The 22,270-nt window shown below is 65.9% G+C and carries 24 protein-coding genes and 1 pseudogene (1 of these 25 running past the window's edge); 8 read left to right on the forward strand and 17 right to left on the reverse strand.

The genetic code is table 11. The features are described from left to right. Positions 1 to 22 precede the first annotated feature (22 nt). The 6 genes from ACTTAG_RS01130 to ACTTAG_RS01155 form a co-directional block, all read right to left on the reverse strand. Positions 23 to 178 (reverse strand): hypothetical protein, encoded by a 156-nt coding sequence (locus tag ACTTAG_RS01130; RefSeq protein ID WP_160320033.1) that lies wholly within the window; start codon positions 176 to 178, stop codon positions 23 to 25. Positions 179 to 273: 95 nt separating this feature from the next. After that, positions 274 to 546: an NfeD family protein gene (locus ACTTAG_RS01135; RefSeq protein ID WP_444463814.1), complete on the reverse strand. Its 273-nt coding sequence runs from the start codon at positions 544 to 546 to the stop codon at positions 274 to 276. 2 nt (positions 547 to 548) lie between these two features. Beyond that, the gene (locus ACTTAG_RS01140) at positions 549 to 1,424 is read right to left on the reverse strand and encodes an SPFH domain-containing protein (RefSeq protein ID WP_444465286.1); all 876 of its coding nucleotides are present in this window, start codon (positions 1,422 to 1,424) and stop codon (positions 549 to 551) included. A gap of 69 nt (positions 1,425 to 1,493) precedes the next feature. After that, positions 1,494 to 1,649: a hypothetical protein gene (locus tag ACTTAG_RS01145; RefSeq protein WP_444463815.1), complete on the reverse strand. Its 156-nt coding sequence runs from the start codon at positions 1,647 to 1,649 to the stop codon at positions 1,494 to 1,496. Continuing rightward, positions 1,650 to 1,886, reverse strand: coding sequence for a GlsB/YeaQ/YmgE family stress response membrane protein (locus tag ACTTAG_RS01150; protein WP_023914518.1), 237 nt, complete (start codon positions 1,884 to 1,886; stop codon positions 1,650 to 1,652). Between the two features lie 78 nt (positions 1,887 to 1,964). After that, positions 1,965 to 3,143 carry a MalY/PatB family protein gene (locus ACTTAG_RS01155; protein ID WP_444463816.1) on the reverse strand — a complete coding sequence of 393 codons (1,179 nt, stop codon included), beginning with the start codon at positions 3,141 to 3,143 and terminating at the stop codon, positions 1,965 to 1,967. A gap of 168 nt (positions 3,144 to 3,311) precedes the next feature. Between ACTTAG_RS01155 and def (ACTTAG_RS01160) the strand changes: the two genes are divergently transcribed. The 3 genes from def (ACTTAG_RS01160) to fmt are packed head-to-tail and all read left to right on the forward strand — an operon-like array spanning position 3,312 to position 5,245. Then, positions 3,312 to 3,842: a peptide deformylase gene (gene def / locus ACTTAG_RS01160; RefSeq protein ID WP_074552763.1), complete on the forward strand. Its 531-nt coding sequence runs from the start codon at positions 3,312 to 3,314 to the stop codon at positions 3,840 to 3,842. Continuing rightward, the gene (def, locus tag ACTTAG_RS01165) at positions 3,843 to 4,352 is read left to right on the forward strand and encodes a peptide deformylase (protein WP_444463817.1); all 510 of its coding nucleotides are present in this window, start codon (positions 3,843 to 3,845) and stop codon (positions 4,350 to 4,352) included. After that, positions 4,352 to 5,245, forward strand: coding sequence for a methionyl-tRNA formyltransferase (fmt, locus tag ACTTAG_RS01170; RefSeq protein WP_444463818.1), 894 nt, complete (start codon positions 4,352 to 4,354; stop codon positions 5,243 to 5,245). Before def (ACTTAG_RS01165) ends, fmt begins: the two co-directional genes overlap by 1 nt. A gap of 3 nt (positions 5,246 to 5,248) precedes the next feature. Here fmt and ACTTAG_RS01175 read toward each other — a convergent pair whose 3' ends face one another. Next, positions 5,249 to 5,596: a hypothetical protein gene (locus ACTTAG_RS01175; protein ID WP_444463819.1), complete on the reverse strand. Its 348-nt coding sequence runs from the start codon at positions 5,594 to 5,596 to the stop codon at positions 5,249 to 5,251. Positions 5,597 to 5,774: 178 nt separating this feature from the next. Here ACTTAG_RS01175 and ACTTAG_RS01180 point away from each other — a divergent pair, with 178 nt between their 5' ends. Continuing rightward, the gene (locus ACTTAG_RS01180; RefSeq protein WP_444463820.1) at positions 5,775 to 6,941 is read left to right on the forward strand and encodes a lytic murein transglycosylase; all 1,167 of its coding nucleotides are present in this window, start codon (positions 5,775 to 5,777) and stop codon (positions 6,939 to 6,941) included. Here the strand turns inward: ACTTAG_RS01180 and ACTTAG_RS01185 are convergent, their stop codons facing one another. Together ACTTAG_RS01185 and ACTTAG_RS01190 are read right to left on the reverse strand one after the other, a co-directional pair. Further along, entirely contained in the window at positions 6,942 to 8,405 is a 1,464-nt protein-coding gene (locus ACTTAG_RS01185) for an HlyD family type I secretion periplasmic adaptor subunit (RefSeq protein WP_444463821.1), read from the reverse strand. Next, entirely contained in the window at positions 8,402 to 10,138 is a 1,737-nt protein-coding gene (locus ACTTAG_RS01190; RefSeq protein WP_444463822.1) for a type I secretion system permease/ATPase, read from the reverse strand. The genes ACTTAG_RS01185 and ACTTAG_RS01190 overlap by 4 nt, the downstream gene beginning before the upstream one ends. A 224-nt stretch (positions 10,139 to 10,362) precedes the next feature. Between ACTTAG_RS01190 and ACTTAG_RS01195 the strand changes: the two genes are divergently transcribed. Then, entirely contained in the window at positions 10,363 to 11,109 is a 747-nt protein-coding gene (locus tag ACTTAG_RS01195; protein ID WP_444463823.1) for an MlaA family lipoprotein, read from the forward strand. Beyond that, positions 11,099 to 11,704, forward strand: coding sequence for an MlaC/ttg2D family ABC transporter substrate-binding protein (locus ACTTAG_RS01200; RefSeq protein ID WP_444463824.1), 606 nt, complete (start codon positions 11,099 to 11,101; stop codon positions 11,702 to 11,704). Before ACTTAG_RS01195 ends, ACTTAG_RS01200 begins: the two co-directional genes overlap by 11 nt. A 53-nt stretch (positions 11,705 to 11,757) precedes the next feature. Here ACTTAG_RS01200 and ACTTAG_RS01205 read toward each other — a convergent pair. Then, positions 11,758 to 14,042: pseudogene (locus ACTTAG_RS01205) on the reverse strand (transglycosylase domain-containing protein). 259 nt (positions 14,043 to 14,301) lie between these two features. On the opposite strand from ACTTAG_RS01205, the gene ACTTAG_RS01210 reads away from it, so the two are divergent. Next, positions 14,302 to 14,640 (forward strand): P-II family nitrogen regulator, encoded by a 339-nt coding sequence (locus ACTTAG_RS01210; protein ID WP_013069083.1) that lies wholly within the window; start codon positions 14,302 to 14,304, stop codon positions 14,638 to 14,640. Between the two features lie 23 nt (positions 14,641 to 14,663). Beyond that, positions 14,664 to 16,025 (forward strand): ammonium transporter, encoded by a 1,362-nt coding sequence (locus ACTTAG_RS01215; protein ID WP_444463825.1) that lies wholly within the window; start codon positions 14,664 to 14,666, stop codon positions 16,023 to 16,025. Between the two features lie 57 nt (positions 16,026 to 16,082). On the opposite strand, the gene ACTTAG_RS01220 is transcribed toward ACTTAG_RS01215, so the two are convergent. The 7 genes from ACTTAG_RS01220 to ACTTAG_RS01250 all read right to left on the reverse strand — a co-directional run. Continuing rightward, positions 16,083 to 17,642, reverse strand: a complete 1,560-nt coding sequence (locus tag ACTTAG_RS01220) for a DHA2 family efflux MFS transporter permease subunit (RefSeq protein ID WP_444463826.1) — start codon at positions 17,640 to 17,642, stop codon at positions 16,083 to 16,085. 3 nt (positions 17,643 to 17,645) lie between these two features. Beyond that, on the reverse strand, positions 17,646 to 18,728 hold the full coding sequence (locus ACTTAG_RS01225; protein WP_444463827.1) for an HlyD family secretion protein: 1,083 nt from the start codon (positions 18,726 to 18,728) through the stop codon (positions 17,646 to 17,648). Next, positions 18,718 to 19,041 carry a MarR family winged helix-turn-helix transcriptional regulator gene (locus ACTTAG_RS01230; RefSeq protein WP_444463828.1) on the reverse strand — a complete coding sequence of 108 codons (324 nt, stop codon included), beginning with the start codon at positions 19,039 to 19,041 and terminating at the stop codon, positions 18,718 to 18,720. The genes ACTTAG_RS01225 and ACTTAG_RS01230 overlap by 11 nt, the downstream gene beginning before the upstream one ends. A 253-nt stretch (positions 19,042 to 19,294) precedes the next feature. Continuing rightward, on the reverse strand, positions 19,295 to 20,476 hold the full coding sequence (locus tag ACTTAG_RS01235) for an amino acid aminotransferase (protein ID WP_444463829.1): 1,182 nt from the start codon (positions 20,474 to 20,476) through the stop codon (positions 19,295 to 19,297). After that, entirely contained in the window at positions 20,476 to 21,333 is an 858-nt protein-coding gene (gene sseA, locus ACTTAG_RS01240; RefSeq protein ID WP_444463830.1) for a 3-mercaptopyruvate sulfurtransferase, read from the reverse strand. Before sseA ends, ACTTAG_RS01235 begins: the two co-directional genes overlap by 1 nt. A gap of 65 nt (positions 21,334 to 21,398) precedes the next feature. Continuing rightward, a complete protein-coding gene (gene smpB / locus ACTTAG_RS01245; protein ID WP_444463831.1) occupies positions 21,399 to 21,872 on the reverse strand; it encodes an SsrA-binding protein SmpB in 474 nt (157 codons plus the stop codon). Positions 21,873 to 21,986: 114 nt separating this feature from the next. After that, on the reverse strand, positions 21,987 to 22,270 hold the 3' portion of the coding sequence (locus tag ACTTAG_RS01250) for a hypothetical protein (protein ID WP_444463832.1). 211 nt of this gene lie beyond the right edge of the window; the window shows 284 of its 495 coding nt (coding positions 212–495); its start codon lies beyond the right edge, outside the window; the stop codon is at positions 21,987 to 21,989.

The following is a 22,270-nucleotide window of genomic DNA, read 5'->3' on the forward strand; positions in this document are numbered from 1 at the left end:
TTCGTGCATGATGTGACAGCCGTCACTGGTGGGTGGAGGCTTCCGCCGCCCCGGCCCCGTGTCCAAGACCCATCGGCTGGGCGAAGGACAGCCAGGCAACAAGCCCGACAAGACAAACGGTTACGCTAACAAGGAAGTACTTGAAGCTTTTCGCCTCTTGCGGGAAATCATCGTACATCTCTTCTCTCCTGATTTGCCGCCTGCGTCTCTACGCCGCAGCAAACGAGTCGTCCATAACCTAGATCAATTCCAGATCATGAATGTGACGATTTTTCAGTTTTCGTTGATGTCGCGATCCCAGATCCGGGTCTGACCGGGGCGCACCCCGGCCAGTTTGCGGGCGATCAGCCAGACACCGACCGCCGCGACGGTCATCACCAGAATCAGCGCGGGCAAGCTGCCGCCAAGCCAGCCAAGCCAAAGCAGCCCCGCGACCAGAAGCGCCCCGGCCGCGAAGCCCAGCAGGAAAAAGCCGGGCAAGAGCATCTCGGCGCCGCCCAGCACCGCCGCCGCCACCACCCAGATCCAGGGTTGTTGCCACCACATGATCACTTCTTCCACATCTTGAAGGCTTCGCCGAAAGCCTCGATCGCCGAGGTCGGCAGAAGCACCGTCTGCTTGCCCGCGCCCGCAGCCACCTTGGACAGGGCGTCGACCTGTTTCAGCGCCACCTGATATTGCGCGGCCTCGATGCCGTTCTTCGCGATCGCCTCGGCAATCACCGAGGTTGCGAAAGCCTCGGCCTCGGCGGTGACGCGGATCGCCTTGGCGGCCTGTTCGGCGGCGTAAAGATCGGCGTCGGCGGCCAGTTCGACCGCCCGCTTGCGGCCCTCGGCCTCCATCACCTGGGCGCGCCGGGCGCGTTCGGCGTTCAGCTGCTGCAGCATCGCGGCGCGGGTGGCCTCGTCCAGATTCACGTCCAGAATCTCGGTCCGGGTGACTTCAATCCCCCAGTCGTCGACCACGTTCGAGACATTGTCGCGGATATGGGTGATCAGTTGGGACCGGTTCGACTGCACCGTATCGAGCTCCATCTGCCCGATCTGCGAGCGCACGATCCCGGCGACGGTGGTGGCGATGGCGGCGTCGATGTCGCGGATCCGGTAGACGGTCTTTTCCGGCTCGATCACCCGATAAAAGACCGAGGTATCGACCTGCACCAGCACGTTGTCGGCGGTGATCGCATCCTGCCGCGTGGTGGGCAGTTGCCGTTCCAGCACCGAAACCTTGTGCGCGACGCGGTCGAGGAAGGGCACGATGAAGTTGATGCCCGGCCCCAGCACGGCGCGCAACCGGCCGAACCGCTCGACCACATGCTTTTCGGATTGCGGCACGATCCGCACGCCAAGGAAAATCGACAGGATCAGGAAAAGGGCGACGGCCAGCATGATCGCATTGCCGCCGATGAAATCGGATGGAGTGATCGGGTCCAAGGGAGCCTCCCGTGTGAAACTGCCCTCAATATGGGGGCAGTTTGCGCAGGGCGGAAGGGGTTACGGCTCGGGAACCAGTTTGAGGCCGACCAGAACGGCGACGACGACGACGGCCCAGCCGCCCGGGCGGCTCATCAGCCAGATCCCGATGGCGGCAAGCGCCCAGATCAGCCGCAGCGACGCCGTGCCCGCAAAGCCGAGGAAGGGGCCCCACATCTAGCGGCGGCCCCAGGTCTGCCAGGCCCAGATCAGCGCCATCGCGCCCAGAACGGCGCCGACGAAACCGGCCATCAGCCCCATGATCGAGATCAGGAACCGCAGGACGAAGCCGCCGATCAGCGCGCCGAAGATGCCCAGCGCGATGGTGGTGGGAATGTCGGTGTTCACTTTCATCAGCCGCGTCGCCAGATAGCCGGCGGCGGTGCCGATGATCAGAAAGGTGATGATGGGCATGGGGGCCTCCCGTTCATGCCCGCGCAATATGGGGGCGGGCAGGGCGGTTGGAAAGGCCCCCCGCCCTGGCCGTTGCTGTCATTGCAGGTCGGCAAAGGCCTGTTTCAGCCGATTGGCGGCCTCGATCACCCGCGCCCGCGGCGTGGCCAGGTTGAAGCGCAGGAAACTGTCGCCGCCAAGGCCGAAGGTGGCACCGTGATTGGCGGCGATCTTCGCGGTCTTTTCCACCCGCGCGGTGACTTCGGGCGCGGCCATGCCGGTGCCCGAGAAATCGACCCAGGCCAGATAGGTCGCCTCGAGCGGCATCGACCTGACGCCCGGGATCGTGTTCACGATCGCGTCGAAGGCCTGCCGGTTGCCCTCCAGATAGCTGTTCAGCGCATCGACCCAAGCGGCACCCTCGGGCGAATAGGCGGCGGTCGCCATGGCGATGCCGAAGCTGTTCGCCGAAATCCCCAGCGCCGCCATGGTGGCCGCAAACCGCGCCCGCAGCGCCGGATCGGCGATGATCACATTGCCGGAATGGCCGCCCGCGATGTTGAAGGTCTTGGTCGTCGCCGTCATCATCACCACCGGCTGATCGGGCGCGGCCACGGCCATCGGGATATGCTTGTGCCCGGGCATCACCAGATCGTGGTGGATCTCGTCCGAGACAAGGATCAGGTTGTGGCGCTTGGCAAATTCGGCCGTGGCCTTCAGCTCGGCCTCGGTCCAGACGCGCCCGCCCGGATTGTGCGGCGAGCACAGGATCAGCATCTTCGCCGACCCGTCCATCTTCGCCTCCCAGGCGTCGAAATCCATTTCATAGCGGCCCTCGACCTGCACCAGCGGGCATTCGACGACCTTGCGCCCCGCGGCGCGGATGACCCGGGCAAAGGCGTGATAGACTGGCGTCATCAAGACGACGCCATCGCCCGGTTCGGTGAAAGCCTGCAGGCACAGCGCCGTGCCGTTCACCAGCCCATGCGTGGTGAAGATCCACTCGGGCTGCACAGCCCAGCCGTGACGATGGGCCATCCACCACGCGATCGCGGCCTGATAGGCGCTTTCGTCGCCCCAATAGCCATAGACGCCCTGATGCAGCAGCGTCTGCAGCGCCGCCTGCACCGCTTGCGGCGGGCGGAAATCCATGTCCGCCACCCACATCGCGATGCCCTCTTGCGGGGAAACGCCATAAAGCGCCTCCATGCAGTCCCATTTCACCGAATGGGTGCCGATGCGGTCGATGACTTCGTCGAAGTCGGGAAGGGCGGTCATGGCGGGCTCCTTGGGGGATCGTTCCTGATGAGAGTGATATTCCGGTCCAACGTTCCATGGAAGATGAAAATGTTGGAACTATTTCCCAAAAATAAGCCATTATCCGGAACGACCCTGCGCGCAAAGGTCGCCATTGCACGACCGCCCCGCATCCAATAAAAAATGCCCATGACAACGCGCCCCATCCTGATCCATCCCGATCCCCGGCTCAAGAAGCTTTGCGACCCTGTCGCAGCGCTGGACGACACCATTCGCCAATTGGCCGATGACATGCTGGAAACCATGTATGACGCCCCCGGCGTCGGTCTGGCCGCGCCGCAGATCGGCGTGATGTCGCGCATCTTCGTGATGGATTGCGCGAAGGAAAAGACCGGCTTCCCCGAGCCGATGGTGATGATCAATCCGGAAATCACCTGGGTCTCCGAGGAAAAGAACGTGCACGAGGAAGGCTGTCTGTCGCTGCCCGAGCAATATGCCGATGTGACCCGCCCGAAAGAGGTGCGGATGCGCTGGCTGGGGCTGGACGGCCAGACCCACGAGGAACAGTTCGACGGCCTTTGGGCGACCTGCGCGCAGCACGAGTTCGACCACCTGAACGGCAAGCTCTTCATTGATCATCTGGGTCCGCTGAAGCGGCAGATGGTCACCCGCAAGCTGGAAAAGCTGAAGCGGGAATGGGCGCGCGAGGGGCGGGGCTAGGTGGCCGTCCGTCCCTTTATCCGCTTTGACGACAAGCGGTTGCACACGGCCGCGGAGCCGGTCGAGGCGATCACCGACGAGATCCGCGCGATCTGGGCCGACATGGTCGACACAATGGAGGCGATGCCCGGGCAGGGGGTCGGTCTGGCGGCGCCGCAGATCGGGGTGATGCTGCGGCTGGCCGTTGTCGATGCCTCCGAATCGCGGGGGCAGGCGATCCTGATGGCGAATCCCGAGGTGCTGCATGCCTCGGGCCAGATGCGCGAGCATGACGAAGCGAGCCCCAATCTGCCCGGCGTCTGGGCGACGATTTCGCGGCCCCGCGCGGTGACGGTGCGGTTTCTGAACGCGGCGGGCGAGATTGAAGAGCGCGATTTCGTCCATCTTTGGGCGACCTCGGTGCAGCACCAGATCGACCATCTGAACGGCAAGACCTATGTCGATCACCTCAGCATGTTGAAGCGCAAGATGCTGGTGGCGAAATCGGCCAAATTCGCGAAGAAAGCCTGATGCGCGTCATCTTCATGGGAACGCCCGCCTTTTCGGTGCCGGTGCTGGAGGCTCTGGCCTCCCGGCACGAGGTTGTCGCGGTTTACAGCCAGCCGCCCCGGCCTGCCGGTCGTGGCAAGGCTTTGCGGCCTTCGCCGGTGCAGGCCCGGGCCGAGGCCTTGGGACTGCCCGTCCGCCACCCCTTGAACTTCAAGGCGCCCGAGCATCGCGCGGCTTTCGCCGATCTGAACGCCGATATCGCGGTTGTCGTCGCCTATGGGCTGATTCTGCCGCAGGCGATTCTCGACGCGCCGAAACGCGGCTGTCTGAACATCCATGCCTCGCTTTTGCCGCGCTGGCGGGGGGCTGCGCCGATTCACCGGGCGATCCTGTCGGGCGATTCGGAAACCGGGATCTGCATCATGCAGATGGAGGCGGGGCTGGATACCGGCCCGGTGCTTCTGCGCGAGGCCCTGACCATCGGCGCGACCGAGACGACGGGCGAATTGCATGACCGGCTGAGCGCGCTGGGCGCGCGGATGATCTGCGAAACGCTCGACCGGCTGGACAGCCTGACCTCCGAGCCGCAGCCCGAAGCAGGCGTCACCTATGCCGCCAAGATCGACAAGGCCGAGGCGAAGATCGACTGGGCCCGCCCGGCGGCGGACCTGGTGCGGCTGGTGAACGGGCTTTCGCCCTTTCCGGGGGCCTGGTGCGAGGTGGCGGGCGAGCGGGTGAAACTGCTGCGCGCCGATCTGGTCGCCGGGTCCGGGGACGCGGGCACGGTGCTGCAGGGCTTTGACATCGCCTGTGGCACGGGGGCGCTTCGGGTGCTGGAAGCGCAACGGGAGGGCAAGAAACCGATGCCCTCCGCCGAGATTCTCAAAGGTCTGGTGCTGCCCGCGCGGCTGTGACGCTTACGCCGGGGGCATGAAGCCCAGCGGCCCGTGGTCTTCGCGTTCGAAATCAAGCGCGGGGCCATGGCGCACCGGGGTTTCGCGCTTGGTCGAACAGATCAGCTCGAACCCGTCCACCTCGGCCGCGACGATCAGGGCGGTGGCCACGGGGCGTTCGCCGTCGAAAATCTGGACATGGCCGCGCAGGTTGGTGACCTGAGTCGCATCAAGCGAGAAACCGCCCGACCAGCGTTTCAGAATCGGCCAGACACGGCCCCCGGCATGAACGCTCAGCCGCGGGGTGCGTTTCGTCTCACGCCGGGTTGCCTCCCGCAAGCCGGCCAGAATTTCCTTCGACAAGAACTCCATCTTATCCTCCAGCGGATCGCCCCTCCCTGGGCAATCCTCGTGCCAAGTTTGTGGGGTGAGGCGTAAAAATCAAGTGAATACCGCAGGCTTTCCCGCTGACGTGCCGTAAACGCAACGCTTGGTTGCCCCGCGCCCCGCCGCGGATTACCCTGCGGCAAGGTCATTTCCGGAGAAACCGATGCGGTCCGCTGTTGCCCCCCTGTTGCTGAGCCTTTCGCTGCCTTTTGCCGCCCATGCCGAATGTGGCGGAGATTTTTCCGGCTTCGTCGCGGGCCTCAAGGCCGAGGTGCAGCGCCAGGGCCTTTCGGCGGCGCAGGCCGAGTCGTTTTTCGCCGGCGTGCGTCAGGACGGGCGGGTGCTGAAAGCCGACCGGGCGCAGGGCGTCTTCCGCAAAAGCTTCCTTGATTTTCAGGCCTCGGTGATTTCCAAGAACCGGCTGCAGATGGGCGCGGCGATGGCGCAGAAATATGCGGGCATCTTCGATGCGGCAGAGCGCCAATACGGGGTGTCGCGCGGGGTGCTGCTGGCGTTCTGGGGGCTGGAGACCGATTTCGGCAAGGTGCAGGGCGATTTCAACACCCGCGACGCGCTGGTGACGCTGGCGCATGATTGCCGCCGCCCGCAGCTGTTCCGGCCGCAGGTTCTGGCCGCGGCCAGGCTTTACGCGCGCGGCGATTTCGATCCGTCCCGCAGCCTTGGCGCCTGGGCGGGCGAGATCGGGCAGGTGCAGATGCTGCCCGAGGATATCTTGCGCAACGGCGTCGATGGCGATGGCGACGGGCATGTGAACCTCAAGGGCTCCAGCGCCGATGCGCTGATGTCGGGGGCGAAGATGATCGCCGCGATGGGCTGGCGCCCGGGCGAGCCGTGGTTGCAGGAAATCATCGTGCCCGATCAGATGGACTGGGCGCAGACCGGGCTCAACCACAGCCTGTCCACCGCCGATTGGGCGCGGATGGGGGTGGTGCCGCGGTCGGGGCGGTTCGCGGGCGGGCAGGGGTCGGTTCTGCTGCCGATGGGGCGCAAGGGCCCGGCTTTCCTGGCTTATCCGAATTTCCGCGTGCTCTTTGAATGGAACAAGAGCTTTGTCTATGTCACCACCGCCGCCTATTTCGCGACGCGGCTGGAGGGCGCCCCCCGGGTCGATCCGCGCGCCGCGGAGCCGGGGCTGAGCCCGGCGCAGATGAAGGCGCTGCAGCAGCGGCTGCAGGCGCGCGGCCATGATGTCGGGCCGATCGACGGCATCCTGGGCGAAAAGACCCGTGAAGCCGTGCAGGCCGAGCAGGGCCGTCTGGGCCTGCCCGCCGATGCCTGGCCCACCGCGGCGCTGCTTGAGCGGCTCTGATCAATCCTCGCGGAAGGCGCGGGTGAAGTAATCGGTGAAGGGCTTGGTCAGATAGGCCAGCGGGCTGCGCTCGCCGGTGCGGATATAGACTTCGGCGGGCATGCCGGGCAGCAGCTGCAAGGCCCCCAGCTTTTCCGCCTCGCCCGGGTTCAGCATCACCTCGGCGCGGAAATAGGACATACGCGAGGCTTCATCGACCAGCGCATCGGCCGAGATCTGCGTCACCTGACCGAACAGCTCGGGGGTGGTGCGGCTGACGAAGGCCGGGAAGCGCAGCGCGACCGGCTGGCCGACCCGCACCTCGTCGATGTTGATCGGCGAGATCTGCGCCGCCACCAGCAGCGGCCGGTCCTGCGGCACGATGTAAAGCACCGGCTCGGCCGGGCGGATCACCGCGCGCGGCGTCGTCACCGTCATCGCATAGACAAGACCGCCGACCGGCGCCCGCAGATCGAGCCGCTCGATCTTTTCGGTCAGCGCCCGGCGCCGCTCGGCCAGTTCCAGCTCGCGGTAGCCGATGTCGCGCAGCTCGGTCTCCGCATCCTCGCGCCGCTGCGAGGCCAGCCGCAGCGCCTCCAGATCCAGTTCGGTCACCTTGCCCTCGGCCTGAGCCTTCTGCGCCACCAGCGCGCCGATCTGACCGGCCAGATTGGCCGCCTCGCGCTGCAGCGCCAGCACCCGGCTGGCCTGCGCCAGACCCTTGTCAAGCAAGCTGCGCTGATCGATCAGCTCCTTTTCGATCAGCTCCTGTTGCTGCACGGTGGCCAGACGCTGCGCCTCGATCCCGTCGATCTGCGATTGCGTCTGCTCGCGCCGTTTCGTCACCTGCTCGAGCGCCTTGCGCAGCGTCTGCGCCCGCGCCTCGAACAGTCGCCGCTGGCCGTCGATCTGCTCGGCCACGTCGGGCCGGGTCTGCGCCGCCTCCAGCAATTCGGGGTGGAAGCGGATCTCGGGCGCATCCGCCCGTTCGGCCTCCAGCCGTCCGCGCCGCGCCAGAAGCTCGAAGAACTGGCCCTCGACGATCGAACGCTCGGACCGGTCGAGATCGCCGTCAAGCCGGATCAGCACCTGCCCGGCCGCGACCCTGTCGCCCTCGTGCACCTCAATCTGCGCGACCACGCCGCCATCGGGGTGTTGCACCACCTGCCGGTGCTGGTCCACCTCGACCTGCCCCGAGGCGATGACCGCCCCGGCAATCGAGGAGGCGACGGACCAGACCCCGAACCCCCCGACCAGAACCGCAAGCGTCACATAGCCCAGAAGCAGCGCCATCCGGGGCGAGACCCGGCCCGGGCCGGGCGGGGCCGCGCCAGCAACCTGCGGCGCCGTCGGGGCGGGAAAGCTCGTCCCCGCCGCCTGCACCCCGGTCGGGGCGGGGCGCTGCGGGATCGCCTTGCGCAGCATCGCCACCGCGTCGGGGGTGCCTGTGGCGTCTTCGGTGTCCGATGTCGGCTTGCGGCTCATACCACCCCTCCCGGTCCGGCGTTGCGGCTCAGATCGGCCGCATTCTGCACCATTGCCTTCAGCACCTCCTCGCGCGGGCCGAAGGCGCGCCGCATCCCCGCGTCCAGCACCAGAAGCGTGTCGCATTCGGCAATCGCCGCGGGCCGGTGCGCCATGATCAGCACCGCGCCGCCCGCCGCCTTCATCCCCCGCACCGCGGTGTTGAGCGCGAGCGACCCCTCGTTGTCGAGATTGGCATTCGGTTCGTCGAGCACCAGCAGCGCCGGATTGCCGTAAAGCGCCCGGGCCAGGCCCACGCGCTGGATCTGCCCGCCCGAAAGCCGCCCGCCCGCCTGCGACACCTTGGTGTCATAGCCCTCGGGCAGATCAAGGATCAGCTGATGCGCCGCCGCCCGTTTCGCCGCATCGACGACCATTTCCGGGTCGGGATTGGCCGACAGCCGGGCGATGTTTTCGGCGATCGTGCCATCGAACAGCGTCACCCGTTGCGGCAGATAGCCGATCAGCCCGCCCAGCACGTCGGGGTCGTATTGATCGAGCGCCGCGCCATCGAGCCGGATCGACCCGTTCGCCGGGCGCCAGACGCCGCAGATCGCCCGTGCCAGCGTCGATTTCCCCGCGCCCGAGGGGCCGATGATGCCCAGCGCCTGCCCCGGATCGACCCGGAACGACACCGCCCGCAGCGTCGCCGTTTGCGTGCCCGGTGGCACCACGGTCAGCGCCTGCGCCTCCAGCACGGCCCGCGGACGCGGCAAGGGCGTGCGCGGCATCTCGCGCGGGATCGTTGTCAGCAGGACCGACAGCCGTCCCCAGCCCTCGCGGGCGCGGGCGACCAGCGCCCAGCCGCCCACCGCCTGTTCGACCGGCGCGAGCGCCCGCCCCATCAGGATCGAGCCCGCCACCATCGCGCCTGCGGTCATTTCGCCCTGCAGCACGACATAGGCGCCCATGGCCAGGATCGCCGATTGCAGAAAGGCGCGGAAGGTCTTGGTGAAAGTGGCAAAGCCGCCGCCCAGATCAGAGGCCGCCAGCATCGACTCCACCGCCCGTTCGCGCGACTTGCGCCAGCGCAGGAACGAGGCCCCGCGCATGCCCAGAGCCTGCACCAGTTCCGATTCGTCGCGCAGCTGGTCGGCCAGCCGGTCCGAGGCGATCTGCGCCCCGGTCGCCGTCTGCAGCGGCTTCGAGGTCACCGACTGGTTGAGCAGCGTCACCCCGATCAGCAGCGCCCCGCCCGCGATCGACAGAAAGCCCAGATAGGGGTGGAAGATGAAGATGGCGCAGAGGAAGACCGGCACCCAGGGAATGTCGAACAGCGCCAGAAACACCGGCGAGGCCATCAGCTTGTTGATCGAATCAAGGTCGCGCAGACCGGCCATCGCCACCGGATCGTTCGGCACCAGACCGTTGCGGCGCAGCGCCGCCTCGAAGACGCGTGATTCCAGATCGGCCTGAAACCGCGCGCCGACCCGCGCCATCAGCCGCGCCCGCGCCAGATCCAGAAGCCCCATCGCGGTGAACAGGAACACCACCAGCAGGAACAGCGCCGTCAGCGTCTCGACCGACCGCGCGCCCAGCACGCGGTCGTAGACCTGCAGCATGAAGATCGGTCCGGTCAGCATCAGAAGGTTCACGAAAACCGAAAACAGCCCGACGCTCAGGAACAGCCGGGTGCTGGCCGACCGGGCGGCCCGCAACTCGGCCTTGCCGGCTGCAAGTTCATCTCGTTTCATTCTGCCCTCTTTGCCGCGGGACAGGATAGACTGCCCAAAAACATGTCTGAACGCAAAAACGTTAACGCATCGACTCCATAAAATCGCGCGCGGCGCCTTGTTTCCGCGCCTCGGTCTCCTTATTGCTTTCTGGGGTTTTACCGAAATCGAGGCGGTTGTCACCTGTCTTGACGCCGCGCGCCAAAGACGAGGCTGCACCGCGGCGAAGACGACACGAGGGGTTGATGGAACACAGATTTGGCCTCGTCCTGATCGCAGGTCTTGCGCTGGCCGGTTGTGCCGGTGGCCCGGCCGCGACCGGACCCGACGGACTGAACGACCCTTTCGAGGGCTTCAACCGCCATGTGCATGGCTTCAACAAGGGCATCGACCGGGCGCTGTTCAAGGCCGCGCCGGGCCAGCCGCGCAGCGTCGACAACGGCGTGCTGCGGGCGGTGTCGAATGCCGGCTCGAACCTGTCCTTGCCGGGCAAGGTGGTGAATGCGCTGCTGCAGGGCCGTCCCGAGCCCGCGGTGAAGAACACCTTCCGCTTCGTCATCAACTCGACCATCGGTCTGGCCGGGCTCTTCGATCCGGCGGGCAAGGATTTCGCCCTGCCCGAACAGGACACCGATTTCGGCGAGACGCTGGCCGTCTGGGGCATGGCCGAGGGGCCCTATATGGAATTGCCGGTCTACGGCCCCTCGACCGGGCGCGACGCGCTGGGCCGGGTCGCCGATATTGCGATGAACCCGATTGGGAAGGTGCTGGAAGGCGCCGATGCCACCGCCGCCTCGGCGACGCGGGTCGCGGGGAAAGTCGCCGACCGCAAACGCTATGGCGAATTGATCGAATCGGTGCTTTACGACAGCGCCGACAGCTATGCGCAGGCGCGGCTGCTCTATCTGCAGATGCGCCGCCACCAGCTTGCAGGCAAGGAGAATGACGATGCTCAGGCTTGGGACCCTTATGAAGACCCCTATGCGCAGTGATCGCCGCCAGTTTCTGCTGGGCGGGGCCGCCGCGCTGGTCTCGGCCATCGTGCTGCGGCCGGGGGCGGCGCTGGCGCTGACCGAGGATCAGGCCAAAGCGCTGATCGACAAGGCGGTGACCGATGTCAACGCCGCCATCGCCTCGGGCAAGACCGGCCCGGCGCTCTACAAGATGTTCGAAGACCTCTACATGCGCTATGCCGACGTGCCGACGATCGCGCGTTCGGTGCTGGGCACCGCGTCGCGCACGGCCAGCCCGGCGCAGATGCAGGCCTTTACCCTTGCCTTCCGCGGCTATGTCTCGCGCAAATACGGCAAGCGCTTCCGCGAATTCAGCGCCACCCGCTTCGAGGTCGTCGGCGCCCGCAAGGTGAAGACCTTCATCGAGGTGAAGTCGATCGCCTACATGCCGGGCGAGGCCCCCTTCGAAGTGCTCTGGCATGTCTCGGACAGGTCGGGCAAGAACCTGTTCTTCAACATGATCATCGAAGGCGTGAACATGCTGGCGGCCGAGCGCACGGAAATCGGCGCCATGGTCGATGCGCGTCGCGGCAATCTGGATGTGCTGATCGCGGATCTGAAAACGGCCGAGTGAGCGGCCCTTGCCGGAAATGAAAAACGCGGTCCCTCGGGGCCGCGTTTTTTTGGTCAGTAAAGCTGGCGCAGCATCGAATCGATCGCCTCGCCGAAGGATTGCGGCCCCTGCTGCGCAGGCGGTTGCGGCGGCTGTTGCGGCTGGGGCTGCTGAGGCCGGTCCGAGGTCACAAGCTGGCCATCCACCACCGGCACGCCGCCCTCGGGGATCGGATCGCCCGAGGACCAGGCCTGACCCGGATAGGAATTGCGCGGATCGGGCTGGCCGCGCCATTCCTCGGGCTGGGCCATCGGCAGCGGCGTCACCGGCTGGCCCTCCTCGACCCGGGTCATCACCTCGTGCCAGATTTCCGCGGGCAGGCCCCCCGCCGGTCACCCCGGTCAGCGGCTTGTTGTCATTGTTGCCCATCCAGACACCCGCGACGTAATCGGCGGTGAAGCCGATGAACCAGGCATCGCGGGCGGCCTGGGGTGGTGCCGGTCTTGCCTGCCACCTCGCGGCCCGGCAGCCGTGCCCGCATGCCGGTGCCCTGTTCGACGCCCTGATGCATCATCCAGATCAGCTGGCGGGCTGCCCGTTCGGAAATCACCCGCTCGCCGATGCCGGTTTCGGCGCCGAACAGCGGCTCGTCCTCGCCCTTGAGCCGCAGGTCGGTCAGCCCATAGGGCCGCACCGAGGAGCCGCCGTTCAGGATGCCCGCATAGGCGCCGGTCATTTCGAGCAGCGTCGATTCCGACACCCCAAGCGCCAGCGCCGGGCCGTCCGCCAGATCCGAGGCGAAGCCGAAATCCGCCGCGACCTTGCGCACCGCATCCAGCCCGACCTGCTGGCTGACCCGCACCGTTGCGGTGTTGACCGATTTGGCCAGCGCCCGCCAGATCGGGATCGGTCCCAGATAGTCCTTTTCGTAGTTCTTCGGCGACCACGGCCCCGAACCGCGCACATTGATCGTCAGCGGCGCATCCTCCACGATCGAATCCGGCGTCCAGCCCAGATCCAGCGCCGCCGCATAGACAAAGGGCTTGAAGGTCGAGCCGGTCTGCCGCCGCGCCTGCGTGGCACGGTTGAACGCCCCCGAGACCTTCAGCGCCCGTCCGCCCACCATCGCCCGCACCGCGCCATCGGCCGACATCACCACGATTGCCGCCTCGGCGGTCGAGCCCGCCTTGACCTTGGTTTCGAAGACCGCCTGCATCGCCTGCTCGGTGGCGGTCTGAATGCGCTGGTCGAGCGTGGTGCGGATCACCACATCGGCGGTGGCGTTCCTGCCGAAATAATCGGGAATGCTGTCCATCACCCAATCGGCGAAATAGCCGCCCGCCCGCGCCTGCGCCGCCTGGCTCAGCGTGGCGGGATGGGCCCGGGCCTCCTGCCATTCCGCGTCGCTCAGATAGCCCTGATCATGCATCAGCGCCAGAACCATGCCCGCCCGGTCCTGCGACCGTTTCAGGTTCGTCGTCGGCGCATAGGTCGAGGGCGCCTTGAGCAGCCCCGCCAGCATCGCCGCCTGTTGCGGGTTCACATTGGCCGCCGAAATCCCGAAATAGCGCTGCGAGGCGGCCTCGAAGCCGCGCGCCCCCGCCCCCAGATAGGCGCGGTTGAAATAGATCGTCAGGATCTCGTTCTTGGAATATTTGAGCTCCATCGCCAGCGCATAGGGAATCTCCTTGATCTTGCGCTTGACGCCGCCGGACCGGCAGTCGCTTTCGTAATCGGCCTCGGTCTTCCAGCGCTTCGGATCATAGGGAACGCCCAGGCACAGAAGCTTCGCCACCTGCTGGGTGATCGTCGAGCCGCCATTGCCCTCCAGCGGGCCGCGGCCTTCGGACAGGTTGATCGCGATCGCCGAGGCGATGCCGCGCGGGCTGATGCCGAAATGGCGGTAATAGCGCTTGTCCTCGGTGGCGATGATCGCGTTCTTCAGATGCGGCGAGACGCTTTCCGCGGTGGTCTGGCCGCCGAAGGTTTCGCCGCGCCAGGCGAACACCTTGCCGTCGGTGTCCAGCAGCGTGACCGAGCCGCGGTTGCGGCCATCCAGAAGCGCGGTGTAATCGGGCAGCTGGCTGTAGAAATAGAATGTGGCCAGACCAAGGATCAGCCCGACCACGGCCGCGCTGCGCCAGACCGCGCCCCAGATCACCGCGAAGACGAAGCCGAAAAGCCCCAGAACCAGCCCCGAGAGGCCGCCGCCCCGCCCCGGCGGAGGCGGGCCGCGGCGCTTGCGCGGGGGCTTCGGTTTGCCGGGCGGGGGCGTCTTCGCCGTGGAAGCCGCCGCCTGCCGTGATGCGTAGCGCCTGTCCGCCACCAGCGGCCCGCGCCGCCCGCCTGATCCTGCCATTTCCGCCCCGGTGCCTGTTGCGCCGCGCAACTTACACCGCCGAAAACGGGATGTGGAGACGCAACCCGTCACGATTCGGTTTTTCGAAAGCGTAAAAACAAGGCGCTGCGCGTAATTTGTGCGTTTTCGGGCGGAAATCGGTTTTTTCCTGCTGCCGGTTTAAGCAGCTTTCCTTGTGCGAAACGCTCTGCCCGCGCCTTGATACCCTCACAACGGTGCCCCGGGCATCGGAGCGGCTGACAATAGGAAGGGACATCACGTGAAACTCATCATTGCAGCGATCAAACCGTTCAAGCTCGAGGAGGTCCGCGAGGCGCTGACCGGCATCGGCGTGCGCGGAATGATGGTGACGGAAATCAAGGGCTTTGGTGCGCAGTCGGGGCACACGGAAATTTATCGTGGCGCCGAATATGCGGTGAATTTCGTGCCGAAGGTGAAGCTTGAAATCGTCGTGGCCGACAATCTGGCCGACGAGGTGGTCGAGACGATCCTGAAAGCGGCCAAGACCGACAAGATCGGCGACGGCAAGATCTTCGTGCTGGACGTCAACCAGGCGGTGCGGGTGCGCACCGGCGAAGCTGGCGACGAAGCGCTGTAAGAACCACAGGGGAAACAGGGACAATGAACAATCTGACCAAACTGACGGGTCTTGCGGCGGCGCTGGCTGCTGCGGCCCTGCCTGCCTTTGCGCAGGATGCGGCCGCGCCGGTGGCGGAAGCCGCTGCCGCCGTCACCGAAGCCGCGGCGCCGATCGTCGACAAGGGCGATGTCGCCTGGATGATGACCTCGACGCTGCTTGTGCTGTTCATGATCATTCCGGGCCTGGCGCTGTTCTACGGCGGTCTGGTGCGCAGCAAGAACATGCTGTCGGTGCTGATGCAGACGACGATGATCACCTCTGTGGTGATGATCGTCTGGGTGCTTTGGGGCTATTCCTTCGCCTTCGGCGGCGGCACCAACCCGTTCTGGGGCGGTCTGGGCAAGGTCTTCCTCTCGGGCGTGACGGGTGAAAGCCTGGCGGCCACCTTCACCGATGGCGTGATGCTGCCGGAATATGTGTTCATCGCCTTCCAGATGACCTTTGCCGCGATCACGCCCGCGCTTTATGTCGGCGCCTTCGCCGAGCGGATGAAATTTTCGGCGGTGATCCTGTTCACCGTGCTTTGGGTCACCGTGGTCTATTTCCCGATCGCCCACATGGTCTGGGATGCCTCGGGTCTGATCTTCAACTGGGGCGCCATCGACTTTGCCGGCGGCACCGTGGTGCATATCAACGCCGGGATCACCGGTCTGATGGCGGCGATCGTTCTGGGCCCGCGCGTCGGTTTCGGCCGCGAGAACATGGCCCCGCATTCGATGACGCTGACCATGGTCGGCGCGATGATGCTCTGGGTCGGCTGGTTCGGCTTCAACGCCGGGTCCAACCTTGAAGCGACCTCGGGCGCGACGCTCGCGATGCTGAACACCTTCGTTGCCACCGCTGCCGCCGTTGTCAGCTGGTCGGCCACCGAAGCGCTGTTCCGCGGCAAGGCCTCGGGTCTGGGCGCGGCTTCGGGCATGGTCGCGGGTCTCGTGGCGATCACCCCGGCCTGCGGCACCTCGGGCCCGGTCGGCGCGATCCTGCTTGGCCTGATCGTCTCGCCGGTGTGCTACTTCTTCGTCACCAAGGTGAAGGCGATGTTCAAATACGACGACAGCCTGGACGTCTTTGGCGTGCATGGCATCGGCGGGATCGTCGGCGCGGTGATGACCGGCGTGCTGATGGCGCCTGCCTTCGGCGGCACCGGCGGCGACGATTTCTCGATCGTGTCGCAGGTGATCATCCAGATCAAGGCGGTCGTCGTGACCATCGCCTGGGCGGGCATCGGCTCGATTATCCTGCTCTACATCGTCAAGGCCGTCACCGGCCTGCGTGTGGCCACCGATGACGAGCGTCAAGGCCTTGACCTGACCACCCATGGCGAAAGCGCCTACCACTCGTAAGGTTTTGGTTCGCAAGATCGAAAGGCCCGGGGTTTGCGCCCCGGGCCTTTTCACATCTCAATCCGCATGCGCGGCGGGGGGCGCGCTGACCCCGGGCGGCGCGGCGGTCGGACGGCGCAGCAGGAAGGCCAGTGGCAGCGCCGCCAGCGTCACCCACATCAGCGCCTCGAAATCATCGACATAGGCCACCATCGCCGCCTGCGCCGTGACGATCTGGTTCACCACGCTCCAGAACGCGCCCTCGCCATATTGCGCGGTCATCGACTGCATCATCGCCCCCCCGGCGCCGCTCATCATCCCGCTGAAATTCGGATCGTAAAGCGAGATATTGGCGACCAGCTCGGTGTGGCTGATCTGGGTGTTGCGGGTCAAAAGCAGGGTGACGATGGAGATCCCGATCGACGAGCCGATATTGCGCACCAGACTGAAAAGCGCCGTCGCATCGCCGCGGAACTGCGGTGCGATGGTGGCGAAAGCCACGGTTGACAGCGGCACGAAGACCAGCCCCAGCCCCAGCCCCTGAATGAAACCCGAGACGATGATCGGCACCGCGTTCATCTGGGGCCCGAAGCCCGTCATGATGTAAAGCGACCAGGAGGTGAACAGAAGCCCGGTGATCACCAGCTTGCGGGCATCGACGACGCGCAAGAGTTTCCCCGCCGCGATCATCATGATCATCGTTCCGACGCCGCGGGGCGCCATCACCATGCCGGTGGTGATCACGGGGTAGCCGAACAGCGCCGAAAGCATCGGCGGCAACAGCGCCAGCGAGGCCAGAAGCACGATGCCGACGATGAAGATCAGCACCAGCCCGGTGGCGAAATTGCGGTCGGCGAACATCTTCGGGTCCAGGAACGGATGCTCGACCCCCAGGATCCAGATCACGAAGACCCAGAAGCCGCAAACCGAGATCGCCAGCTCGATCCAGATTTCGACCGAGTTGAACCAGTCCACCTCGCCGCCGCGGTCCAGCATCAGTTGCAGCGCGCCGACGCCCAGCCCCAGCGCGGCAAAACCGACGAAATCAAAGAGCCGGACCCGCCGCGGCATCTGTGGCAGATAGGCGGCAAGGCCCGCCAGCGCGATGATGCCCAAGGGCAGGTTGATGAAAAACACCCAGCGCCAGTTCAGGGTTTCGGTCAGGTAGCCGCCCAAGGTCGGCCCGATGATCGGCCCGACCATGATCCCTGCGCCCCAGATCGCCATCGCCTGACCGTGCTTTTCGCGCGGGTTGATGTCGAGGAGGAAGGTCTGCGACAAGGGCACGATGGCGGCGCCGAAGACCCCCTGCGCCATGCGAAAGAACACCATGGATTCAAGGCTCCAGGCGATACCGCAGAGCATCGAGGTCACGACGAACCCGGCCACCGAGGCAATGAAGACCTCTTTCCGGCCGAAGCGTTCCGACATCCAGCCCGACAGCGGCGTGACGATGGCCGAGGCAACGATATAGGAGGTCAGCACCCAGTTGATCGTATCGGCGGACGCGCCAAGGTCGGCCCGCATCGAGGGCAGGGCGACATTGGCGATGGTGGTGTCAAGCACCTGCATGATCGTGGCCAGCATCAGCGACGCCGTGATCAGCCCGTGATGCTTGACCGGAACGGGGCCCTGCATGGCTCAGTTCCCGGCGATGGCGGGCTGGCCCTCGACCCGCATCACTAGCGCGTCAAGGTTGGTCTTCGCCTTGGTGTCGACGGTGACCGCGGCCGAAAGCCCGGTGCGCAGGGCGGGCAGGTCGGTCGTCTCGGTCAGACGCAGCGTGACCGGCACGCGCTGGGTGACCTTGACCCAGTTGCCGGTGGCGTTCTGCGCCGGCAGCAGCGAAAACTCCGCCCCGGTGCCTGCGCCGACGGCTTCGACCACCGCTTCGAAGTCCTTGCCCGGGAAGGTTTCGAATTCCACCTCGGCCCTTTGGCCCGGGGCCATCTTGCCGATCTGGGTTTCCTTGAAATTCGCCTCGATCCAGGTGTCGCCGGTTTCCACCAGCGAAAACAGCGCCGCGCCCGCGGCGACGAACTGGCCCGGCTTGAAGCTGTCGGCCTTGTAAACGACGCCATCGGCGGGGGCTTTCACCTCGGTCAGGCCCAGATTGTAGGCGGCCTTGTCGCGCGCGGTCAGCGCGGCCAGCACGGTCGGATGGGCGTCGGTCGCCACCTGCGGATCGCCGCCAAGCGCCGCCAGCGCGGCGGCCACGCCCTGTTTCGCCGCCGCCAGACTTTCCAGCGCCGAGCTGGCATCATGCCGGGCCGCATCCAGCGCCGATTCGGTGCCCGCGCCGCGGCCGGTGATCGCCTCCTGCCGCTTCAGCTCGGACGCCAGATAATCGGCGGTGTCCTGCGCCACCTGTTCCTGCGCCTGCGCCAGATTATAGGCCGCGCGCAGCTGGGCGACCTGCAGCCGCGCCTGCGCCAGCGCCGCATCGGTCTGGGCAAGGGCAATCCGGTAGGGCTCGGGATCGACGCGGAAGAGCGGCTGGCCCGCCGTCACCCGGTCATTGTCATGCACGAAGACCTCGGTCACCCGGCCCGACAGATCCGAGGCGACGGAGATTCGCGCCTGTTGCACGGCGGCATTCTCGGTCGTTTCGTAGCGGCCCGAATCCAGCCAGACCCAGCCGCCCGCCAGAACCAGCGCGACGGGCAGCGCCGCCATCAAAAGTTTCTTCGGCGATTTCTTCGGGGCTTGCGTCTCAACGGTCATGGTCGGTCTCGGTCGGTTGCGAAAGGTTGCTGATGATCCGGCGCAGCATCGCCGTCATCGTTTCAGAAGCGTCGGGGGGGGGAAGGCCCGCAAGCGCCTCGGCATAGATGCTGTCGGCGATGTGGCGGGCCGCGCCGATCTGGGCGCGGGTCTGGTCGGTGGCATGGACGATGCGGATGCGCCGGTCATTCGGATCGGGGCGGCGTTCCACCCAGCCCGCTTCGGCCATCCGGTCGACCAGCCGGGAAAGCGAAATCGGCTCGATCTCCAGCAGCTCCGCCAGCCGCGCCTGCGGCAGCGGGCCGTGCCGCATCAGATTGACCAGCAGCCGCCATTGCGCCGAGGTCAGGCCAAGCGCGGCCGCCTGGCCCCTCGAAGCGCTTGCGCAGAAGCCGCGTCACGTCCTGCATCAGAAAGCCAAGGCTTTCGCGGGGTATGTCACAGTCGCTCATCATCCCTCCTGTGGAGGTGAGCAGATATATTATAAGCGTGCTTATGATATCAAGTGACAGGACATGCAAAAGGGCGACCCCGGGGGGCCGCCCTTGCACAGACTTTGTGCGACATCACACCCCGGCGGCGATGATCGCGCGGGCGAGGATCGGCACGGTCTTCGCGTTCAGCCCGGCGATGTTCAGCCGCGAATCGCCGACCATGTAGATCGCATTGTCGACGCGCATCTTTTCGACCTGCTCGGCCGAGGCGCCCAGCCGCGAGAACATGCCGCGATGGCGGGCGACGAAATCGAACCGGTCCGAGTTCGACAGCTGCCGCAGTTCCGCCGCCAGCTGCTCGCGCAGGCCCAGCATGCCTTTGCGGACTTCCTCAAGCTCGGTCATCCATTCCGCCCGCAGGGTCGGATCGGTCAGCACCATCGTCACCAGCCGCGCGCCATGATCGGGCGAGAAGGAATAGTTCTGACGGTTGAGGTAAGCGAGCGTGCCCTGCGTCACCTCTTTCGACGCCGCATCGGACAGGACCAGCAGGCAGCCGGTGCGTTCGCGGTAGATGCCGAAGTTCTTCGAGCACGACGCCGCAATCATCACCTCGGACAGGCGCGAGGCGATCAGACGGGTGCCCGCGGCGTCTTCCTCAAGACCGTCGCCGAAGCCCTGATAGGCCAGGTCGATCATCGGCACGGCGCCCTTGGCTTCCAGCAGGTCCGCCACGGCCGCCCATTGCTCCAGCGTCAGGTTCGCCCCGGTCGGGTTGTGGCAGCAGCCGTGCAGCAGCACGACATCGCCCGCCTTGATCGCCTGCAGATCTTCCATCATCGCCTCGAAAGCCACCGCGCGGGCGGCGCTGTCGAAATAGCGATAAAGCTTATAGTCCTGCTTCATGAAGGCGAGGATCGACAGGTGGTTCGGCCAGGTCGGGTCCGACACCCAGACGGTGCAGCCCGGATTGGCCAGACGGGCGAGTTCGAACGCCTGACGGCAGGCGCCGGTGCCGCCCACGGTCGCAAGGCACGACAGACGGTCGGCCGGATAACCTGCGCCCAGCACCATTTCCGCCATCGCGGCATGGAAGGCAGGCTCGCCCGCCAGCGCGGTATAGGTCTTGGTGGTTTCCGTTTCCCAAAGCTGCTTTTCGGCCGATTTGATCGCCCGCATCACCGGGGTCCGGCCTTCGGCGTCTTTATAGACACCGACGCCAAGGTCGATCTTGTCCGTCCGCGGATCGGCGCGGAACTGGCCCATCAGCGCCAAGATCTTGTCGGGCGCCTGAGCTTTGAGGGAATTGAACATCATGCTTCTCCGGTTGCGACGCGCAGGTCGTTGAACATGCCCCATTCGGCCCAGGAGCCGTCATAAAGGGCGTGATTGCGATGGCCGATGCGTTCCAGCGCCAGCACCAGCACGGCGGCAGAAACGCCAGACCCGCAGGTGGCAATGGCCGGTTTCGCAAGATCCACCCCCGCCGCCGTGAAGACCGCGCGCAGATCTTCGGGCGATTTCATCGTTCCGGCCTCGGTCAGCACGCTGTCCCAGGGCACGTTCTTCGAGCCGGGAATATGCCCCTGGCGCAGGCCGGGCCGCGGCTCGGGATCGGTGCCAACGAAGCGGCCGCGCGGACGGGCGTCGATGATCTCGTGATCGCCCAGCTTCGACGCATGCGCCACCTGCGTCACATCCTTGATCAGATGCGCCTGCCGCTGCACGGTGATGTGCCGGTCGCGCGGGATCGGGGCCATGTCCTCGGTTTCGCGACCCTCGGCCAGCCATTTCGGCAGCCCGCCATCCAGCACCGCGACATCGGTCTTGCCCATCAGCCGGAACAGCCACCAGACCCGCGGCGCGGAAAAGATGCCCAGCTGGTCATAGATCACCACCTGATGGCCATCGCCCACGCCCATCGCCCGCATCCGGGACATGAATTTCTCGACCGGCGGCGCCATATGCGGCAGCTCCGAGCGCGTGTCGGAAATCTCGTCGATATCGAAGAACCGCGCCCCCGGAATATGGGCGCTTGCATAGCCCGCCTTCGCGTCGCGTTCCATCGCAGGCAGGAACCAAGAGGCATCGAGCACCCGCAAATCGGGGTCGCGCAGATGCGCCTCGAGCCAGTCGGTGGAAACCAGTGTTTTCGGATCGTCCAAAGCCATTGCGCACCCTCCCGTCATCGCTTCGTGCTTAGACGCACGCGCGCAGCGGGGCAAGGGCAGAGGGCCTATCCGTTCTGCTTCAAAAGGCGCTGTTTTTGCCGGTTCCAGTCGCGTTTGGCCTCGGTCTCGCGTTTGTCGGCCAGTTTCTTGCCCTTGGCGACGCCCAGCTTCAGCTTCACCTTGCCGCGATCGTTGAAATAAAGCGCCAGCGGCACCAGCGTCATCCCCTCGCGCCCGACGGCCGTCCAAAGCCGCGACAGCTCCTTCTTCGAGACCAGAAGCTTGCGGTGCCGCCGTTCCTCATGGCCGAAGACGCTCGCCTGCTGATAGGCGGCGATATAGGAGTTGATCAGCCACAGCTCGCCATTCTCGATGCTGGCATAGCTCTCGGCGATGTTCGACTGGCCGGTGCGCAGCGCCTTCACCTCGGAGCCGAGCAGCATGATCCCGGCCTCAAGATCGCTCTCGATGGCATAATGGTAACGGGCCTGCCGGTTCTCGGCGATAAGCTTGGAGTTGGGGTCGGATTTCTGCGCCATGATCGCCTTGAGATAGGCGAGAGGCTGCGGCCTGTCCAGTGCGGCTTGGGGCGGCGCCTGGCGCCGCCTGCCGAATACGCTTTGGGGCGGCGCCTGGCACCGCCCCGGCCTGTGTCACTGATTCTGCTGGCAGGCGATGGCGGCTTCCAGCGCGGCATAGCTGTCGGTCAGGTCGATCGACATCACCTCGCCCGCCGCATTCGACAGCGTCAGCGTCTGCTTTTGCGCGATGTCCATCAGGAAGTCGACGCTGTCGAAGCCGATATCGACCCCGGGCAGGCCGTCCAGATGCAGCCCCTTGCCTTCGCCCTCATAGACCTGGCCATCGACATCGAAGCTGACCGGATAGGTCTTGTCATCCTCGATATCGCCCCAGGCGGCATTCATCGCCATCAGAT

The sequence above is a fragment of the Rhodobacter capsulatus genome (assembly GCF_052363185.1).
GTDB classification, from domain to species: Bacteria; Pseudomonadota; Alphaproteobacteria; order Rhodobacterales; family Rhodobacteraceae; genus Rhodobacter; species Rhodobacter capsulatus_E.

What these genes read in the sequence shown, in the direction of transcription:
- ACTTAG_RS01130 (WP_160320033.1), bottom strand. Translation starts at nt 178, where the DNA reads ATGTACGATGATTTCCCGCAAGAGGCGAAAAGCTTCAAGTACTTCCTT.
- ACTTAG_RS01135 (WP_444463814.1), bottom strand. Translation starts at nt 546, where the DNA reads ATGTGGTGGCAACAACCCTGGATCTGGGTGGTGGCGGCGGCGGTGCTG.
- ACTTAG_RS01145 (WP_444463815.1), bottom strand. Translation starts at nt 1,649, where the DNA reads ATGTGGGGCCCCTTCCTCGGCTTTGCGGGCACGGCGTCGCTGCGGCTG.
- ACTTAG_RS01150 (WP_023914518.1), bottom strand. Translation starts at nt 1,886, where the DNA reads ATGCCCATCATCACCTTTCTGATCATCGGCACCGCCGCCGGCTATCTG.
- ACTTAG_RS01155 (WP_444463816.1), bottom strand. Translation starts at nt 3,143, where the DNA reads ATGACCGCCCTTCCCGACTTCGACGAAGTCATCGACCGCATCGGCACC.
- def (WP_074552763.1), top strand. Translation starts at nt 3,312, where the DNA reads ATGACAACGCGCCCCATCCTGATCCATCCCGATCCCCGGCTCAAGAAG.
- fmt (WP_444463818.1), top strand. Translation starts at nt 4,352, where the DNA reads ATGCGCGTCATCTTCATGGGAACGCCCGCCTTTTCGGTGCCGGTGCTG.
- ACTTAG_RS01175 (WP_444463819.1), bottom strand. Translation starts at nt 5,596, where the DNA reads ATGGAGTTCTTGTCGAAGGAAATTCTGGCCGGCTTGCGGGAGGCAACC.
- ACTTAG_RS01180 (WP_444463820.1), top strand. Translation starts at nt 5,775, where the DNA reads ATGCGGTCCGCTGTTGCCCCCCTGTTGCTGAGCCTTTCGCTGCCTTTT.
- ACTTAG_RS01185 (WP_444463821.1), bottom strand. Translation starts at nt 8,405, where the DNA reads ATGAGCCGCAAGCCGACATCGGACACCGAAGACGCCACAGGCACCCCC.
- ACTTAG_RS01190 (WP_444463822.1), bottom strand. Translation starts at nt 10,138, where the DNA reads ATGAAACGAGATGAACTTGCAGCCGGCAAGGCCGAGTTGCGGGCCGCC.
- ACTTAG_RS01195 (WP_444463823.1), top strand. Translation starts at nt 10,363, where the DNA reads ATGGAACACAGATTTGGCCTCGTCCTGATCGCAGGTCTTGCGCTGGCC.
- ACTTAG_RS01200 (WP_444463824.1), top strand. Translation starts at nt 11,099, where the DNA reads ATGCGCAGTGATCGCCGCCAGTTTCTGCTGGGCGGGGCCGCCGCGCTG.
- ACTTAG_RS01215 (WP_444463825.1), top strand. Translation starts at nt 14,664, where the DNA reads ATGAACAATCTGACCAAACTGACGGGTCTTGCGGCGGCGCTGGCTGCT.
- ACTTAG_RS01220 (WP_444463826.1), bottom strand. Translation starts at nt 17,642, where the DNA reads ATGCAGGGCCCCGTTCCGGTCAAGCATCACGGGCTGATCACGGCGTCG.
- ACTTAG_RS01225 (WP_444463827.1), bottom strand. Translation starts at nt 18,728, where the DNA reads ATGACCGTTGAGACGCAAGCCCCGAAGAAATCGCCGAAGAAACTTTTG.
- ACTTAG_RS01230 (WP_444463828.1), bottom strand. Translation starts at nt 19,041, where the DNA reads ATGCGGCACGGCCCGCTGCCGCAGGCGCGGCTGGCGGAGCTGCTGGAG.
- ACTTAG_RS01235 (WP_444463829.1), bottom strand. Translation starts at nt 20,476, where the DNA reads ATGTTCAATTCCCTCAAAGCTCAGGCGCCCGACAAGATCTTGGCGCTG.
- sseA (WP_444463830.1), bottom strand. Translation starts at nt 21,333, where the DNA reads ATGGCTTTGGACGATCCGAAAACACTGGTTTCCACCGACTGGCTCGAG.
- smpB (WP_444463831.1), bottom strand. Translation starts at nt 21,872, where the DNA reads ATGGCGCAGAAATCCGACCCCAACTCCAAGCTTATCGCCGAGAACCGG.